Raw genomic sequence first — 15,077 nt, 5'->3', positions numbered from 1 at the left:
CAGGATTTTTCTCTTTAATCAACCGGCTGTTTGTGTGAAGTGATTCACATCCGCCGTGTCGATGGAGGCGCATTATAGGGAGTTCTCCGCAGGCCGCAATAGAAAAATGACAGAAAAATGACTGACTGCTGCATTCCCCAGCAAAACCCCGCCTTATACCCTTTTACACACAGAGTTATCCACAATCCTGGCGATCATTTCCTGAATCTCTCCTTAATAAAGACGCGCTCAATACAGGAATAAAAGGGTATCGAATGGAAAAAGAAAAATTCGCGAGCGTTGCGCAAACGTTTTCGTTACAATGCCACCGCAAAACAAGGATGCCCCGTAAGGGGCGTTAGCTGAGTTTTTCACGAAAAATTCAGCTAACGCTCTCTGTAATAGTCAAATCCAGGGGATTTACCATGCAACAACGTCGTCCAGTCCGCCGCGCTCTGCTCAGTGTTTCTGACAAGGCCGGTATCGTCGAATTCGCCCAGGCACTTTCCGCACGCGGTGTGGAGCTGCTGTCTACAGGGGGCACTGCCCGTCTGTTAGCAGATAAAGGTCTGCCGGTGACCGAAGTTTCCGATTACACCGGTTTCCCGGAAATGATGGATGGACGCGTGAAGACCCTGCATCCGAAAGTACACGGCGGTATTCTCGGTCGCCGTGGTCAGGATGACGGAATTATGGAACAACACGGTATCGCGCCAATCGATATGGTTGTTGTTAACCTGTACCCGTTCGCCCAGACTGTCGCTCGTGAAGGTTGCTCGCTGGAAGATGCCGTAGAGAACATTGATATCGGCGGCCCGACCATGGTGCGATCCGCTGCCAAGAACCATAAAGATGTCGCTATCGTTGTAAAGAGCAGCGACTACGACGCCATTATTAAAGAGATGGATAGCAACGACGGTTCACTGACCCTTGATACCCGCTTCGATCTCGCCATTAAAGCCTTCGAACACACCGCTGCCTACGACAGCATGATTGCCAACTACTTCGGCAGCATGGTTCCGGCATATCACGGTGAAAGCAAAGAGGCTGCTGGCCGCTTCCCGCGTACCCTGAATCTGAACTTCATTAAGAAGCAGGATATGCGCTACGGCGAAAACAGCCACCAGCAGGCAGCCTTCTATATAGAAGAGAATGTGCAAGAAGCATCTGTTGCGACCGCGCAGCAGGTACAGGGCAAAGCGCTCTCCTACAACAACATCGCCGATACCGACGCGGCGCTGGAGTGTGTGAAAGAGTTCAGCGAGCCCGCCTGCGTCATCGTGAAGCACGCTAACCCGTGTGGCGTGGCGGTAAGCACTTCTATTCTCGACGCCTACGATCGCGCATACAAGACTGACCCGACCTCCGCATTCGGTGGCATCATCGCGTTTAACCGCGAACTGGATGCCGAAACGGCACAGGCCATCATCTCCCGTCAGTTTGTCGAAGTGATCATTGCGCCTTCCGCAACCGAAGACGCACTGAAAATCACCGCCGCCAAACAGAACGTGCGCGTCCTGACCTGCGGCCAGTGGGCCGAGCGCGTCCCGGGCCTGGACTTCAAACGTGTCAACGGCGGTCTGCTGGTTCAGGATCGTGACCTGGGTATGGTAACGGCAGGCGAACTGCGCGTAGTGTCCAAACGTCAGCCGAGCGAGCAGGAACTGCGTGACGCGCTGTTCTGCTGGAAAGTAGCGAAGTTTGTGAAATCCAACGCGATTGTGTACGCGAAAGAGAATATGACTATCGGTATTGGCGCGGGCCAGATGAGCCGCGTTTATTCCGCGAAGATCGCCGGTATTAAAGCGGGCGATGAAGGGCTGGAAGTAAAAGGTTCCGCAATGGCCTCTGACGCGTTCTTCCCGTTCCGCGACGGTATTGATGCTGCGGCTGCTGTTGGCGTGAGCTGCGTGATCCAGCCCGGTGGCTCCATCCGTGATGATGAAGTCATTGCCGCCGCTGATGAACACGGCATTGCGATGATCTTCACCGACATGCGTCACTTCCGCCATTAATTCACGGAGCAGACAATGAAAGTATTAGTAATCGGCAACGGCGGGCGCGAACACGCCCTGGCGTGGAAAGCGGCGCAATCACCGCAGGTTGAAACCGTGTATGTCGCGCCAGGTAACGCCGGAACAGCGCTGGAACCGGCGCTGCAAAACGTCGCTATTGGCGTCACGGATATTCCGGCACTGCTGAGCTTTGCCCAGAACGAGAAGATCGATCTGACCATCGTCGGCCCGGAAGCGCCGCTGGTGAAAGGCGTGGTGGATACTTTCCGCGCCGCTGGCCTAAAAATCTTTGGCCCAACCGAAGGCGCCGCACAGCTGGAAGGCTCCAAAGCCTTCACCAAGGATTTCCTCGCCCGTCACCAGATTCCGACGGCGGAGTACCAGAACTTCACGGAGATCGAACCCGCGCTGGCTTACCTGCGTGAGAAAGGCGCGCCGATCGTTATTAAAGCCGACGGACTGGCTGCCGGGAAAGGCGTGATTGTGGCGATGACGCTGAGCGAGGCCGAAGCCGCCGTTCATGACATGCTGGCGGGTAACGCGTTTGGCGACGCGGGACACCGTATCGTGATCGAAGAGTTCCTCGACGGTGAAGAAGCGAGCTTCATCGTGATGGTCGATGGCGAGCATGTGTTGCCAATGGCCACCAGCCAGGATCACAAACGCGTCGGCGATGGCGATACCGGGTTGAATACCGGCGGTATGGGCGCTTACTCCCCGGCGCCGGTGGTGACCGACGAGGTTCATCAGCGCACGATGGAGCGCATCATTTGGCCAACCGTAAAAGGCATGGCGGCGGAAGGCAATACTTATACCGGCTTCCTGTACGCTGGGCTGATGATCGATAAGCAGGGCAACCCGAAAGTTATCGAATTCAACTGCCGCTTTGGCGACCCGGAAACCCAGCCAATCATGCTGCGTATGAAATCCGATCTGGTTGAACTTTGTCTGGCTGCCTGCGACGGTAAGCTGGACGAGAAAACGTCTGAGTGGGATGAGCGCGCATCGCTCGGCGTGGTGATGGCGGCTGGCGGTTATCCGGGCGACTACCGCACAGGCGATGTGATCCACGGTCTGCCGCTGGAAGAGGTGGCGGACGGTAAGGTATTCCATGCCGGAACCAAACTGGCGGAAGATGACCGGGTCGTAACAAGCGGCGGTCGCGTACTGTGCGCCACTGCGCTAGGCCATACCGTTGCCGAAGCACAGCAGCGTGCCTACGCGCTGATGGCAGATATCCGCTGGGATAACTGCTTTAGCCGCAAAGATATCGGCTGGCGCGCGATCGAACGCGAGCAAAACTAACGCTGACACCTCTTATCCGGCCTATGGAGAGCAACTGTAGGCCGGATAAGACGCAAGCCGCCATCCGGCAATCATCAGAACGTCTTCTCTATAGGTTGCCAGTGGCAGAAGTCTTCATTGGCCACCAGCAGCAGCTGAGAGCCATCAGGCGCCTCCAGCCATGCCACACTCACCTCTATCGATGAACGCTGCTGACGTCGCTCTATGTGGCTGATAGCCCACGCATCCAGGTCTGGTTTCAACGTTTCGCCTTCGCAGGTAGTTACCGTGCGGTCTGCATGCCAGCGTCCCTGACGCAGCACGACGCGCCCCTGACGCAATGCGTCACTGGTCTGGCGGATCTGATTGGCGCGATAGCGGTATAAGGCGATCTGGTCGCTGGAAAGCTGCTGCTTCTGCCCGTCGACTTCATGCTGCATAAAACTGAGCTCGCCATGATCGTCGAAGCGTGCGCGAATATGTTCAGAAGGTTTGCTGTAAATATTAAGTTCAATCAGGGAGAGCATGTCGCCCTGCCAGCGGTATTCGCTGGTTGTGGTGCTGCCGTTACGCCACGGGCTAAAGACCGAGAGCAGATGGACGCCATCGCTGGAATCTTTACGCCAGATGCGTACCGCACCCTGGTCGTCAACATAACCGCTGGCCGTAAACGGTGGAAGCGTCGTGTTATGGCTACAAGCGGACAGCAACAGCGCGCCTGCCAACGTCAGCATACGACGCCAGACAGACAAAAGGGGCGAGAGCGCCCCTTCATTAAAACTGTTCACTGCCACGCGAATTACTTAACTGCGTCTTTCAGTGCTTTACCAGAAACAAACGCCGGTACATTCGCTGCAGCGATTTTGATTTCTTTACCGGTCTGCGGGTTGCGGCCAGTACGCTCAGCGCGGTGGTTCACTTTGAAGGTACCGAAACCAACCAGTTGTACAGCATCGCCTTCTTTCAGAGACTCAGTAATAGCAGCCAGAGTGGATTCCAGAGCAGCTTTAGCCTGGGTTTTGGACAGTTCTGCTTTGTCTGCAATTACATCAATCAGTTGAGTCTTGTTCATAAGTTATCCTTACAATGTGTTTATCGCTTGCTAAGCATCGAGTGCGACGGAAATGCCAGAAAAGCACTCTCCTGCATACACGCACCGATAGCCACTTTTTTTCGCCCCCCAAATGTAGACCAGACGGGGGGCGGAAGGGAAGCCTCCAGGCACGACAAATCAGGCGTTAAATCACGTTTTCTGGTGTCATTGCTCAAAATTTATACCGATATTGCTCTCACCGGCCTCGCGCAGGTCTGCCCGAAGCCCTTTTATCAGCTCAATATCGCGTTCTTCGCAGTCGGCCAAAAGTCGGAATATTTCCCACTGAATGTCCCATTCCTGTTCAACAGCCGGGTTTTCTTTGAGCTCTTCATCGGTCATTTCTCGACCAGCCTGAGTCATTTCCAGCATCGCAACCGTGGTAATGGATGTCTTACTGACCTCAATGGCATGTTCCAGCGTTTCGCCACTGAGACGAGAATGCATTAACTCGCTTAATGCAACGCAGGCATCAATCGCCGGGTAAACGCCGTACAGATCAAAATCGTCAGCAGCCGGAATCGCTTCCTCAAACTTTTCCAGCTGGCTGTCAAAATTGACCTTCGCATCTTTCACCGTCAGCGTTTCCCAGATGAGATCCAGGATTCGGCGGTACACCTGCCCATCGCCAAAACCCGTCTGCTGACAGAACATGGCATAGTTCGGATACATACGCTCGCACAAACAAGCCATAAAGGTGACGTGCTGCCAGCTTTCCAGGCGTTCCAGACGCAGATGAATCGGGTTTTGTAACATGTTGAATTCTCGAAATCAGAAATGAGCCGCAGTGTACCTGAATCAGCGGTGATTTGCTTGCCAGCGCACAAACGCCGGACGCTCTGATGCCACCGCATCCGCCCAGCGCGTCGGTTCCGGCAGACGGTAGCCTTGCATACAGCGCTGCACCCACGCCAACGCGCTGTCGGTACTCACGCGATGTCCGGTCGCGATAAACAGCGGGTTACAGCGCGCTTTGCTGCGCCAGACCCAGGCTAACTGCTCGCCTTTGTCCATCAGCGGGGCCAGCGCGCCAGGTTCGGCGGAAAGCGGCTCAAACTTGCCGCACAGCCGTTTTTTCGCTACGCCGATGGTGGGTACATCCATCATCAATCCAAAGTGGCTTGCCACCCCCAGACGACGCGGGTGGGAAATACCGTGCCCATCGACAAAGACTAAATCCGGTTTTTGTGACAGCTGTTCCCACGCCGCCAACAGCGCAGGATACTCGCGAAAGGAGAGGAAGCCGGGGATATACGGCATGGTAGTGGCGATACGCGCCACTTTGTATTCCACCAGCTCAAGCGCTGGATACGTCAACAGCACCATCGCCGCTCGCGTCACTTCACCGCCCTGCTCGAACCCAACATCCGCCCCGGCGATCAGATCCGGCGGATCGTTATCAAGGCGATCCTCGCGGATCACCGACGAGGCGAGTTCAATTTGTTGAGCGCGTAGCGACGCGAGATCCATAATGACTCCTTAGCGGTGGTACTGTTCGGACAAGCGGTGTACCGCATCAACAAATGCGCCCGCGTGCTCCGGTGGTACATCCTGGTGGATACCGTGTCCAAGATTAAAGACGTGGCCTTCACCCTGGCCAAATCCGGCGAGAATCGTCGCCACTTCTTCTTCAATGCGCGCCGGTGGCGCATAGAGCATGGACGGGTCCATATTGCCCTGTAGCGCCACTTTATGGCCCACGCGACGGCGCGCGTCGGCAATATCGGTTGTCCAGTCGAGGCCTAACGCATCACACCCGGTTTCCGCCATCGCCTCCAGCCACTGGCCGCCACCTTTGGTGAATAACGTGACCGGTACACGGCGACCGTCGTTTTCCCGCAGCAGACCATCAACGATTTTATGCATGTAATACAGCGAGAACTGCTGGTAATCGCGCCCCGTCAGCACGCCGCCCCAGGTGTCGAAAATCATGACCGACTGCGCACCCGCTTTAATCTGCGCGTTGAGATACAGAGTGACGCTTTTCGCCAGCTTATCGAGCAGCGCATGCAGCGCCTGCGGATCGGCATACATCATTTTTTTGATGACGGTAAAGGCTTTGCTGCTGCCGCCTTCCACCATGTAAGTCGCCAGCGTCCACGGGCTGCCGGAAAAACCGATCAGCGGAACGTCACCTTTCAACTCGCGGCGAATCGTACGCACCGCGTTCATCACGTAGCCCAGTTCGTCTTCCGGGTCAGGAATCGGTAGCTTATCGACATCCGCTTTACAGGCGACTGGCGAAGTAAAGCGCGGGCCTTCCCCGGCCTCAAAATAGAGTCCCAGCCCCATCGCATCCGGGATGGTCAGAATGTCCGAGAAGAGGATCGCCGCATCAAGCGGGTAGCGCCGCAGCGGTTGTAGCGTGACTTCGCACGCCAGCTCAGCATTTTTGCACAGCGACATAAAATCGCCTGCTTGTGCGCGGGTGGCTTTGTACTCCGGCAGATAGCGGCCTGCCTGGCGCATCATCCATACCGGGGTAACATCAACGGGCTGGCGCAGCAGCGCACGCAGATAACGATCGTTCTTCAGTTCGGTCATTTTGCAGTTCCTTCATTGCGTCAGGGTGCCAGTGTACCATCACTCATACTCAGCCCGACACATTGCCACAGTATCTTCGATCAAACGACGCGCCACCGTGCCCGGCGGCGGCAATAACGGAAGATCGTCATAGCGATACCAGCCCGCCTCCAGCAACTCTTTCGGGTCGATGACAATCTCGCCGCTGTCATACTCCGCCATAAACGCCGTCATCAGCGATTGCGGGAACGGCCAGGGCTGTGAGGTCACGTAACGCAGATTTTTCACTTTGATGCCGCTCTCTTCCATCACTTCGCGCGCGACCGCCTGCTCTAAGGTCTCCCCCACTTCCACAAACCCGGCCAGCACCGTATGAACACCGTTGCGATGGCGCGTATGCTGGGCCAGTAAAATGGAATCGGCGCGCCGGATGGCGACAATAATGCAGGGAGCAATCTGCGGATAGTAACGCTCGCGGCAGTGGCTGCACAGCATCGCCCATTCGGTCTTGCTTGGGTACATGGGGTGGCCGCAGTAACCGCAGAATTTGTGCGAACGGTAAAATTCCGCCAGCTGCACGCCCCGCCCCGCCAGTTGAAACAGGCCAACGTCCCGATCGATGACCTGCCGTACCGACCCCATATCATGCCGACGATGCTGTAACACCAGCCAGACAGGTTCCCCTTCCCACTCGCCAATCAGGAGTGCGCGCTGCCCCACAAGATCGAAATTTGTCGCTTCGCCATATGGCAATTCTCCACGAGGCAACCATAATTTTTGCTCGTGACTGACGATCCACCAACCGTGATCTAATTTTTCAATAATACGATCCATAGCTCTTGCACTACCTTTGCTTCACTGGCATGTTGTTAACATTATATTTACATTTTTCAGGTGAGCAGTTTTAAATCTAAACTTGCGGAGTCAATCATGCTAAACCAGCTGGAAAGCCTGACGGAACACGTCGAAGGAAGTAATAAACTGGTTGATCGCTGGCTACATGTACGTAAGCACCTGCTCGTGGCTTACTACAATCTGGTTGGCATTAAGCCTGGCAAAGAATCGTACATGCGGCTGAATGAAAAAGCGCTGGATGATTTTTGTCAGGGCCTGGTCGACTACCTTTCCGCCGGACACTTCAGTATTTATGAACACATTATCCGAGAAATGGAAGAGGGAAACCCGCGTTCGACCGCAACGCGCCTCCATTCATTGCTGGAAGCCAATACTCAACAGATCATGGAATATTACGACTCCAGCCTGGAGAACGCGATCGATCACGATAATTATGCGGAATTTCAGCAAGTGCTCTCCGACATCGGCGAAGCGCTGGAAGCGCGGTTTACGCTGGAAGATAAACTCATCCTGCTGGCCTTCGACAATAATCTAACGCTTAATGCCCAGGATGAAAGCGGAATTGCACGGCCTGCTTGAGTTATGAATCAGTAACGAGTAATTTACATCCATTGCCCCGTCGCCGGGGTTACATCTTGTCGGAGTGCCGTGTGTGAAAACACAGGCTGAGACCGTTAATTCGGGATCCGCGGAACCTGATCAGGCTAATACCTGCGAAGGGAACAAGAGTAAACTGCTTTATGCGTCAGCCTGTACGGGCAACGCGCATCCATTACTCCATCCGTCGTCTGACAAGCCACGTCCTTCACTTTTTGGAATGAGCTATGTCTGCAACAAAATTGACTCGCCGCGAACAACGCGCCCAGGCCCAACACTTTATCGACACCCTGGAAGGCACCGCCTTTCCGAACTCAAAACGTATTTATATTACCGGCTCACAACCGGACATCCGCATTCCGATGCGTGAAATCCAGCTCAGCCCCACGCTCATCGGCGGCGGCAAAGATAATCCGCAATACGAAGAGAACGAAGCCATCCCGGTCTATGACACCTCTGGCCCCTATGGCGATCCTGATGTCGCCATTAACGTTCAGCAGGGGCTGGCAAAACTGCGTCAGCCCTGGATTGAGGCTCGTGCAGACAGCGAAGAATTGACCGACCGTAGCTCGGCGTACACCAAAGAACGTCTGGCCGATGATGGACTGGACGAGCTGCGTTTTACGGGGCTGCTCACGCCGAAGCGCGCCAAAGCGGGCAAGTGCGTAACGCAACTGCATTATGCGCGTCAGGGGATTGTAACCCCGGAAATGGAGTTCATCGCTATTCGTGAAAACATGGGTCGTGAGCGCATTCGCGGCGATGTGTTACGCCAGCAGCATCCAGGCGTTGGGTTTGGCGCGCGCCTGCCGGAAAACATCACGCCGGAATTTGTTCGTGACGAAGTGGCCGCCGGTCGCGCGATTATCCCGGCCAACATCAACCACCCGGAATCCGAACCGATGATCATCGGACGCAACTTCCTGGTGAAGGTCAACGCCAATATCGGCAACTCAGCGGTCACTTCCTCCATTGAAGAAGAGGTGGAAAAACTGGTGTGGTCGACGCGCTGGGGCGCAGATACGGTGATGGACCTCTCAACCGGTCGCTATATTCACGAAACTCGCGAGTGGATCCTGCGTAACAGCCCGGTACCGATCGGCACCGTGCCGATCTATCAGGCGCTGGAGAAAGTGAACGGGATCGCCGAAGATCTCACCTGGGAAGCCTTCCGCGACACGCTGCTGGAGCAGGCCGAGCAAGGGGTAGACTACTTCACCATCCATGCGGGTGTGCTGCTGCGCTATGTGCCAATGACCGCAAAACGTCTGACCGGTATCGTCTCGCGCGGCGGTTCGATCATGGCGAAATGGTGCCTCTCTCACCATCAAGAAAACTTCCTCTACGAGCACTTCCGCGAAATCTGCGAAATCTGCGCCGCTTACGATGTCTCGCTGTCGCTGGGCGACGGTCTGCGTCCGGGATCGATTCAGGATGCGAACGACGAAGCGCAGTTTGCCGAGCTGCACACGCTGGGCAAGCTGACCAAAATTGCCTGGGAGTACGACGTGCAGGTGATGATTGAAGGCCCTGGCCACGTACCGATGCAGATGATCCGCCGTAACATGACCGAAGAGCTGGAACACTGCCACGAAGCGCCGTTCTACACCTTAGGGCCACTGACCACCGATATTGCGCCGGGCTACGACCACTTCACCTCCGGCATTGGCGCGGCAATGATTGGCTGGTTTGGCTGCGCCATGCTCTGCTACGTAACGCCAAAAGAGCACCTCGGCCTGCCGAACAAAGAGGATGTGAAACAGGGGCTGATCACCTACAAAATCGCGGCGCATGCCGCCGACCTGGCAAAAGGCCATCCTGGCGCGCAAATCCGCGATAACGCCATGTCGAAAGCCCGCTTTGAATTCCGCTGGGAAGACCAGTTTAACCTGGCGCTTGACCCGTTCACCGCCCGCGCCTACCACGACGAAACCCTGCCGCAGGAGTCCGGTAAAGTGGCGCACTTCTGCTCCATGTGCGGCCCCAAATTCTGTTCAATGAAGATCAGCCAGGAAGTCCGCGACTACGCGGCGGCGCAGACCATCGAGGTAGGAATGGCGGATATGTCAGAAAACTTCCGCGCCAAAGGCGGTGAAATCTATCTCAGGAAGGAGGAGGCATAATGTATCAGCCCGATTTCCCGGCGGTGCCTTTCCGCCTGGGGCTTTATCCGGTCGTTGATAGCGTGCAATGGATCGAACGCTTGCTGGAAGCGGGGGTCCGCACCCTCCAGCTACGTATCAAAGACAAGCGCGACGAAGAGGTGGAGGACGACGTATCAGCCGCTATCACGCTGGGTCGCCGCTACAATGCCCGCCTGTTCATCAATGACTACTGGCGACTGGCGATCAAACACAACGCTTACGGGGTGCATCTCGGTCAGGAAGATCTGGAAACCACCGACCTTAAGGCGATTCAGGCTGCCGGGCTGCGCTTAGGCGTTTCCACCCACGATGACATGGAAATCGACATAGCGCTGGCGGCCAGACCGTCTTATATCGCACTCGGCCACGTATTCCCGACGCAAACCAAACAGATGCCGTCCGCGCCGCAAGGACTGGAGCAGCTGGCGCGCCATATTGAACGTCTTGGCGATTACCCCACCGTTGCCATCGGCGGGATCAGCCTCGAACGCGCCTCGCCGGTGCTGGAAACCGGTGTGGGCAGTATTGCCGTCGTCAGCGCCATTACCCAAGCGGAAGACTGGCGCGAAGCAACGGCGCAGTTACTGGCAATCGCGGGGGCTGGCGATGAATGATCGCGACTTTATGCGCTACAGCCGACAAATTTTGCTCGGCGATATCGCCATTGAAGGGCAGCAAAAGTTGCTTGCCAGCCGGGTTCTGATTGTCGGGCTGGGCGGTTTGGGTTCCCCTGCGGCGCTCTATCTGGCGGGCGCTGGTATCGGTACGCTGGTTTTAGCCGACGATGACGAAGTGCATCTGAGCAATCTGCAACGGCAAATCCTGTTCACCACAGATGATATTGCCCGCCCTAAATCACAGGTGACAAAGCAGCGGCTGGCGCGGCTGAACCCGGATATTGAACTGCTGGCGTTACAGCAGCGCCTCACTGGCGATGCGCTCCGCCATGCGGTTGAGCGCGCCGATGTGGTACTCGACTGTACCGACAACATGGCGACCCGCCAGGAGATCAACGCCGCCTGCGTCGCGCTGGATACTCCACTTATTACCGCCAGCGCCGTCGGCTTTGGCGGCCAGTTGATGGTGCTGACGCCGCCCTGGGAACAGGGCTGCTACCGCTGCCTGTGGCCGGATGATGAAGAACCGGAACGCAACTGCCGCACGGCAGGGATCGTCGGCCCCGTTGTCGGCGTGATGGGAACATTGCAGGCGCTGGAAGCCATCAAGTTACTGAGCGGGATGGACATCCCCGGCGGCGAGTTGCGGTTATTCGATGCCAAAACCAGCCAGTGGCGCAGTCTGGCATTGCATCGCGCCAGCGATTGTCCGGTATGCGGAGGGCGTCATGCAGATTCAGTTCAATGATGAACCTATGCAGTGCGCTGACGGCCTGTCCGTTATCGATCTGCTCACTCAGCTTAACCAACTGAAACCAGGGGCGGCGCTGGCGCTGAATCAACAGATCCTGCCGCGTGAACAGTGGGAACAGCAAATCGTGCAGGAAGGCGACCAGATCCTGCTTTTTCAGGTTATTGCAGGGGGTTGATATGTTACGTATTGCAGATAAAACATTTGATTCACATCTGTTCACCGGCACGGGGAAATTTGCCTCTTCACAACTGATGGTCGAGGCGATTCGCGATTCCGGCAGCCAGTTGGTCACGCTGGCGATGAAACGCGTGGATTTACGCCAGCACAATGACGCGATTCTGGCGCCGCTTATTGATGCCGGGGTAACGCTGCTTCCCAATACCTCCGGTGCGAAAACAGCGGAAGAAGCCATCTTCGCCGCGCAACTGGCGCGGGAAGCCCTGGGCACACACTGGCTGAAACTGGAGATTCACCCCGACGCGCGCTGGCTGCTGCCGGACCCTGTCGAAACGCTGAAAGCCGCAGAAGCGCTGGTAAAACAGGGATTCGTCGTGCTGCCCTACTGCGGCGCCGACCCGGTGTTGTGCAAACGTCTTGAGGAGGTTGGCTGCGCCGCCGTCATGCCGCTCGGTGCGCCCATTGGTTCAAATCAGGGGCTGGAGACGCGCGCGATGCTGGAGATCATCATCCAACAGGCCACCGTTCCGGTGGTGGTCGATGCCGGTATCGGCGTTCCCAGCCACGCCACACAGGCGCTGGAAATGGGCGCTGACGCGGTACTGGTGAATACGGCGATTGCGGTAGCAGATGATCCGGTGATGATGGCGCAGGCTTTTCGCCTGGCGGTTGAAGCCGGAGTTATGGCGCGTCGGGCCGTACCCGGAACGCGCAGCAGCTACGCTCAGGCCACCAGCCCGCTCACCGGATTTCTGGAGGCTTCGGCATGAAAACGTTCACCGACCGCTGGCAACAGCTGGACTGGGACGATATTCGCCTGCGCATCAACAGCAAAACCGCCGCCGATGTGGAACGGGCGCTTAACGCCACGCAACTTAGCCGCGACGACATGATGGCGCTGCTTTCACCCGCCGCCAGCGACTATCTGGAGCCGTTGGCCCAACGAGCGCAGCGCCTTACCCGTCAGCGCTTTGGCAATACCGTCAGCTTTTATGTGCCGCTGTATCTCTCCAATCTGTGCGCCAACGACTGCACTTACTGCGGCTTTTCCATGAGTAACCGCATTAAGCGCAAGACGCTGGATGAAACAGAAATAGGCCGTGAATGCGAGGCGATTCGCGAGCTGGGTTTTGAGCATCTCCTGCTGGTCACTGGCGAGCACCAGGCCAAAGTCGGCATGGACTATTTTCGTCGTCATTTGCCCGCTATCCGTCGCCAGTTTTCTTCACTCCAGATGGAAGTGCAGCCGCTGGCGGAAGAAGAGTATAGCGAGTTAAAAACGCTGGGGCTTGACGGCGTGATGGTCTACCAGGAGACCTACCATGAGGCGATTTACGCACAACACCATCTGAAAGGGAAAAAGCAGGATTTCTTCTGGCGGCTGGAAACCCCGGACAGGCTGGGTCGGGCAGGTATCGACAAAATTGGTCTCGGCGCGTTGATTGGGCTGTCTGATAGCTGGCGTGTGGACTGCTACATGGTAGCCGAGCATCTGCTCTGGATGCAGAAGCATTACTGGCAGAGCCGCTACTCTATCTCCTTCCCGCGTCTGCGCCCGTGTACTGGCGGCGTCGAACCCGCCTCCATCATGGATGAGCGCCAGTTGGTGCAAACCATTTGCGCATTTCGTCTGCTGGCACCGGAGATTGAGCTGTCGCTCTCAACGCGCGAATCGCCGTGGTTTCGCGATCACGTTATTCCTTTGGCGATTAATAACGTCAGCGCATTTTCAAAAACGCAGCCAGGCGGCTATGCTGATAATCATCCCGAGCTGGAGCAGTTTTCTCCTCATGACGATCGCCGACCGGAAGCCGTTGCTAATGCACTGACCGCACAGGGGTTACAGCCCGTCTGGAAAGACTGGGATAGTTATCTGGGGCGTGCTTCGCAAACATAATGCACGAATGTGACACAGCGTAATTTTTTTGCGCACCGGTGCGTAATACAAAAAACGGGAGATTGTCGTCAGGCTCCCGTTTTTTTATGTTGTCGTGGTCGGCAGCGGACGCTGACCAGGGCGAAAAATTCCTTCCTCATTTCGCCCTGCCTTCACATCTGGTCAGACGGTCTTTGCAGACCCCATCGGATTACTGCAACCGGTTTCAGTTTTTGTGTGATGTTTTACACACATTCACTTTAAGACGGTTGTTCTCCCCCCGGCCACAGGCTAAAGATGAAGAACCAAGGGAACCGTGAGAGCCGATTATGAAGAATATCGTTTTATGCTGTGCCGCCGGGATGTCCACCAGCATGCTGGTGCAACGGATGAAAGACGCCGCTCAGAAGAAAGGGGTTGAAGTCAGTATCAAAGCTGTTCCGGTGGCTGAATTTAAAGAAAACATCGCCACTGCGGATATTGTTTTGCTTGGCCCTCAGGTCAAGTATGAACAGGCGAAATTACAGGCGCTTGCCGACCCCTTAGGTAAAAAGGTCGCGGTTATCGACATGATGGATTACGGCATGATGAAAGGCGATGCCGTGCTGGAAAAAGCCCTCAAGCTCATGGAGTAATAGCATGGAAGAGTTAGAGACGATCATCATGGAGCTGCTGGTCAACGCAGGCGCAGCCCGTAGTTCGGCACTGACCGCGCTGCAACTGGCGCGAAAAGGCGATTTTGCTGGCGCCGAGAAAGCGATGGAAGAGTCGCGCGAGTTTGTCAAACTGGCACACGGCATCCAGACAAAGCTGATTGGGATTGATGAAGGAACCGGAAAACTGCCTGTTAATCTGATCACCGTTCATTCCCAGGATCATCTGATGAACGCGATGGTTATTCAAGATTTGGCGGGCGATATGATTGAGCTTTATCGTCGGTTGCCGCTGGTGAATTAAAGCGTACCGCAGACCCGTTGCCGGATGGCGGCTACGCCTTATCCGGCCTACAAGTTCACCCCGTATCCGTAGGCCTGATAAGCAAAGCGCCATCAGGCGGCCTACAAGTCCACCCTGTATCCGTAGGCCTGATAAGCAAAGCGCCATCAGGCGGCCTACAAGTCCACCCCGTGTCCGTAGGCCTGATAAGCAAAGCGCCATCAGGC

The 15,077-nt window shown here is 56.1% G+C and carries 17 protein-coding genes and 1 riboswitch; of the genes, 11 read left to right on the top strand and 6 right to left on the bottom strand.

The window, feature by feature from the left end; translation table 11 throughout:
* Positions 1-404: 404 nt before the first annotated feature.
* Positions 405-1,994, top strand: coding sequence for a bifunctional phosphoribosylaminoimidazolecarboxamide formyltransferase/IMP cyclohydrolase (gene purH, locus OGV50_RS11060; RefSeq protein WP_058668400.1), 1,590 nt, complete (start codon positions 405-407; stop codon positions 1,992-1,994).
* 15 nt (positions 1,995-2,009) lie between these two features.
* Positions 2,010-3,299, top strand: coding sequence for a phosphoribosylamine--glycine ligase (gene purD / locus OGV50_RS11055; RefSeq protein ID WP_101744405.1), 1,290 nt, complete (start codon positions 2,010-2,012; stop codon positions 3,297-3,299).
* A gap of 74 nt (positions 3,300-3,373) precedes the next feature.
* Here the strand turns inward: purD and OGV50_RS11050 are convergent, their stop codons facing one another.
* From OGV50_RS11050 to nudC, 6 genes are all read right to left on the bottom strand, one after another.
* On the bottom strand, positions 3,374-4,066 hold the full coding sequence (locus tag OGV50_RS11050) for a DUF1481 domain-containing protein (RefSeq protein ID WP_024130651.1): 693 nt from the start codon (positions 4,064-4,066) through the stop codon (positions 3,374-3,376).
* An 11-nt stretch (positions 4,067-4,077) separates the two neighbouring features.
* Entirely contained in the window at positions 4,078-4,350 is a 273-nt protein-coding gene (hupA, locus tag OGV50_RS11045; protein ID WP_001044509.1) for a nucleoid-associated protein HU-alpha, read from the bottom strand.
* 186 nt (positions 4,351-4,536) lie between these two features.
* On the bottom strand, positions 4,537-5,127 hold the full coding sequence (locus OGV50_RS11040) for a YjaG family protein (protein WP_012133796.1): 591 nt from the start codon (positions 5,125-5,127) through the stop codon (positions 4,537-4,539).
* Between the two features lie 42 nt (positions 5,128-5,169).
* A complete protein-coding gene (gene nfi / locus OGV50_RS11035) occupies positions 5,170-5,841 on the bottom strand; it encodes a deoxyribonuclease V (RefSeq protein WP_012133797.1) in 672 nt (223 codons plus the stop codon).
* A gap of 9 nt (positions 5,842-5,850) precedes the next feature.
* Entirely contained in the window at positions 5,851-6,915 is a 1,065-nt protein-coding gene (gene hemE, locus OGV50_RS11030) for a uroporphyrinogen decarboxylase (protein WP_012133798.1), read from the bottom strand.
* Between the two features lie 39 nt (positions 6,916-6,954).
* On the bottom strand, positions 6,955-7,728 hold the full coding sequence (gene nudC, locus OGV50_RS11025) for an NAD(+) diphosphatase (RefSeq protein ID WP_047459742.1): 774 nt from the start codon (positions 7,726-7,728) through the stop codon (positions 6,955-6,957).
* Between the two features lie 96 nt (positions 7,729-7,824).
* On the opposite strand from nudC, the gene OGV50_RS11020 reads away from it, so the two are divergent.
* The 9 genes from OGV50_RS11020 (at position 7,825) to OGV50_RS10980 (ending at position 14,871) form a co-directional block, all read left to right on the top strand.
* Positions 7,825-8,328 carry an Rsd/AlgQ family anti-sigma factor gene (locus OGV50_RS11020; protein WP_012133800.1) on the top strand — a complete coding sequence of 168 codons (504 nt, stop codon included), beginning with the start codon at positions 7,825-7,827 and terminating at the stop codon, positions 8,326-8,328.
* Positions 8,329-8,378: 50 nt separating this feature from the next.
* Positions 8,379-8,488, top strand: a riboswitch (TPP riboswitch).
* Between the two features lie 85 nt (positions 8,489-8,573).
* Positions 8,574-10,469, top strand: coding sequence for a phosphomethylpyrimidine synthase ThiC (gene thiC, locus OGV50_RS11015; RefSeq protein ID WP_286488539.1), 1,896 nt, complete (start codon positions 8,574-8,576; stop codon positions 10,467-10,469).
* Positions 10,469-11,104, top strand: a complete 636-nt coding sequence (thiE, locus tag OGV50_RS11010; protein ID WP_058668398.1) for a thiamine phosphate synthase — start codon at positions 10,469-10,471, stop codon at positions 11,102-11,104. Before thiC ends, thiE begins: the two co-directional genes overlap by 1 nt.
* Positions 11,097-11,855, top strand: a complete 759-nt coding sequence (gene thiF / locus OGV50_RS11005) for a thiazole biosynthesis adenylyltransferase ThiF (protein ID WP_110494816.1) — start codon at positions 11,097-11,099, stop codon at positions 11,853-11,855. The genes thiE and thiF overlap by 8 nt, the downstream gene beginning before the upstream one ends.
* Positions 11,836-12,036, top strand: a complete 201-nt coding sequence (gene thiS / locus OGV50_RS11000) for a sulfur carrier protein ThiS (RefSeq protein WP_012133804.1) — start codon at positions 11,836-11,838, stop codon at positions 12,034-12,036. The genes thiF and thiS overlap by 20 nt, the downstream gene beginning before the upstream one ends.
* A gap of 1 nt (position 12,037) precedes the next feature.
* Positions 12,038-12,808 carry a thiazole synthase gene (gene thiG / locus OGV50_RS10995; RefSeq protein ID WP_200093349.1) on the top strand — a complete coding sequence of 257 codons (771 nt, stop codon included), beginning with the start codon at positions 12,038-12,040 and terminating at the stop codon, positions 12,806-12,808.
* Positions 12,805-13,935: a 2-iminoacetate synthase ThiH gene (gene thiH / locus OGV50_RS10990; protein ID WP_012133806.1), complete on the top strand. Its 1,131-nt coding sequence runs from the start codon at positions 12,805-12,807 to the stop codon at positions 13,933-13,935. Before thiG ends, thiH begins: the two co-directional genes overlap by 4 nt.
* A gap of 308 nt (positions 13,936-14,243) precedes the next feature.
* Positions 14,244-14,549, top strand: a complete 306-nt coding sequence (locus OGV50_RS10985) for a PTS sugar transporter subunit IIB (protein ID WP_012133808.1) — start codon at positions 14,244-14,246, stop codon at positions 14,547-14,549.
* Between the two features lie 4 nt (positions 14,550-14,553).
* Positions 14,554-14,871, top strand: coding sequence for a PTS lactose/cellobiose transporter subunit IIA (locus OGV50_RS10980; protein WP_012133809.1), 318 nt, complete (start codon positions 14,554-14,556; stop codon positions 14,869-14,871).
* Positions 14,872-15,077 lie beyond the last annotated feature (206 nt).

Source organism: Citrobacter sp. CK180, assembly GCF_030333655.1.
In the GTDB taxonomy this organism is placed as follows: domain Bacteria; phylum Pseudomonadota; class Gammaproteobacteria; order Enterobacterales; family Enterobacteriaceae; genus Citrobacter_B; species Citrobacter_B koseri.
The sequence above is the reverse complement of the archived record's forward strand: the minus strand, read 5'-3'. Positions and strand labels throughout refer to the sequence as shown.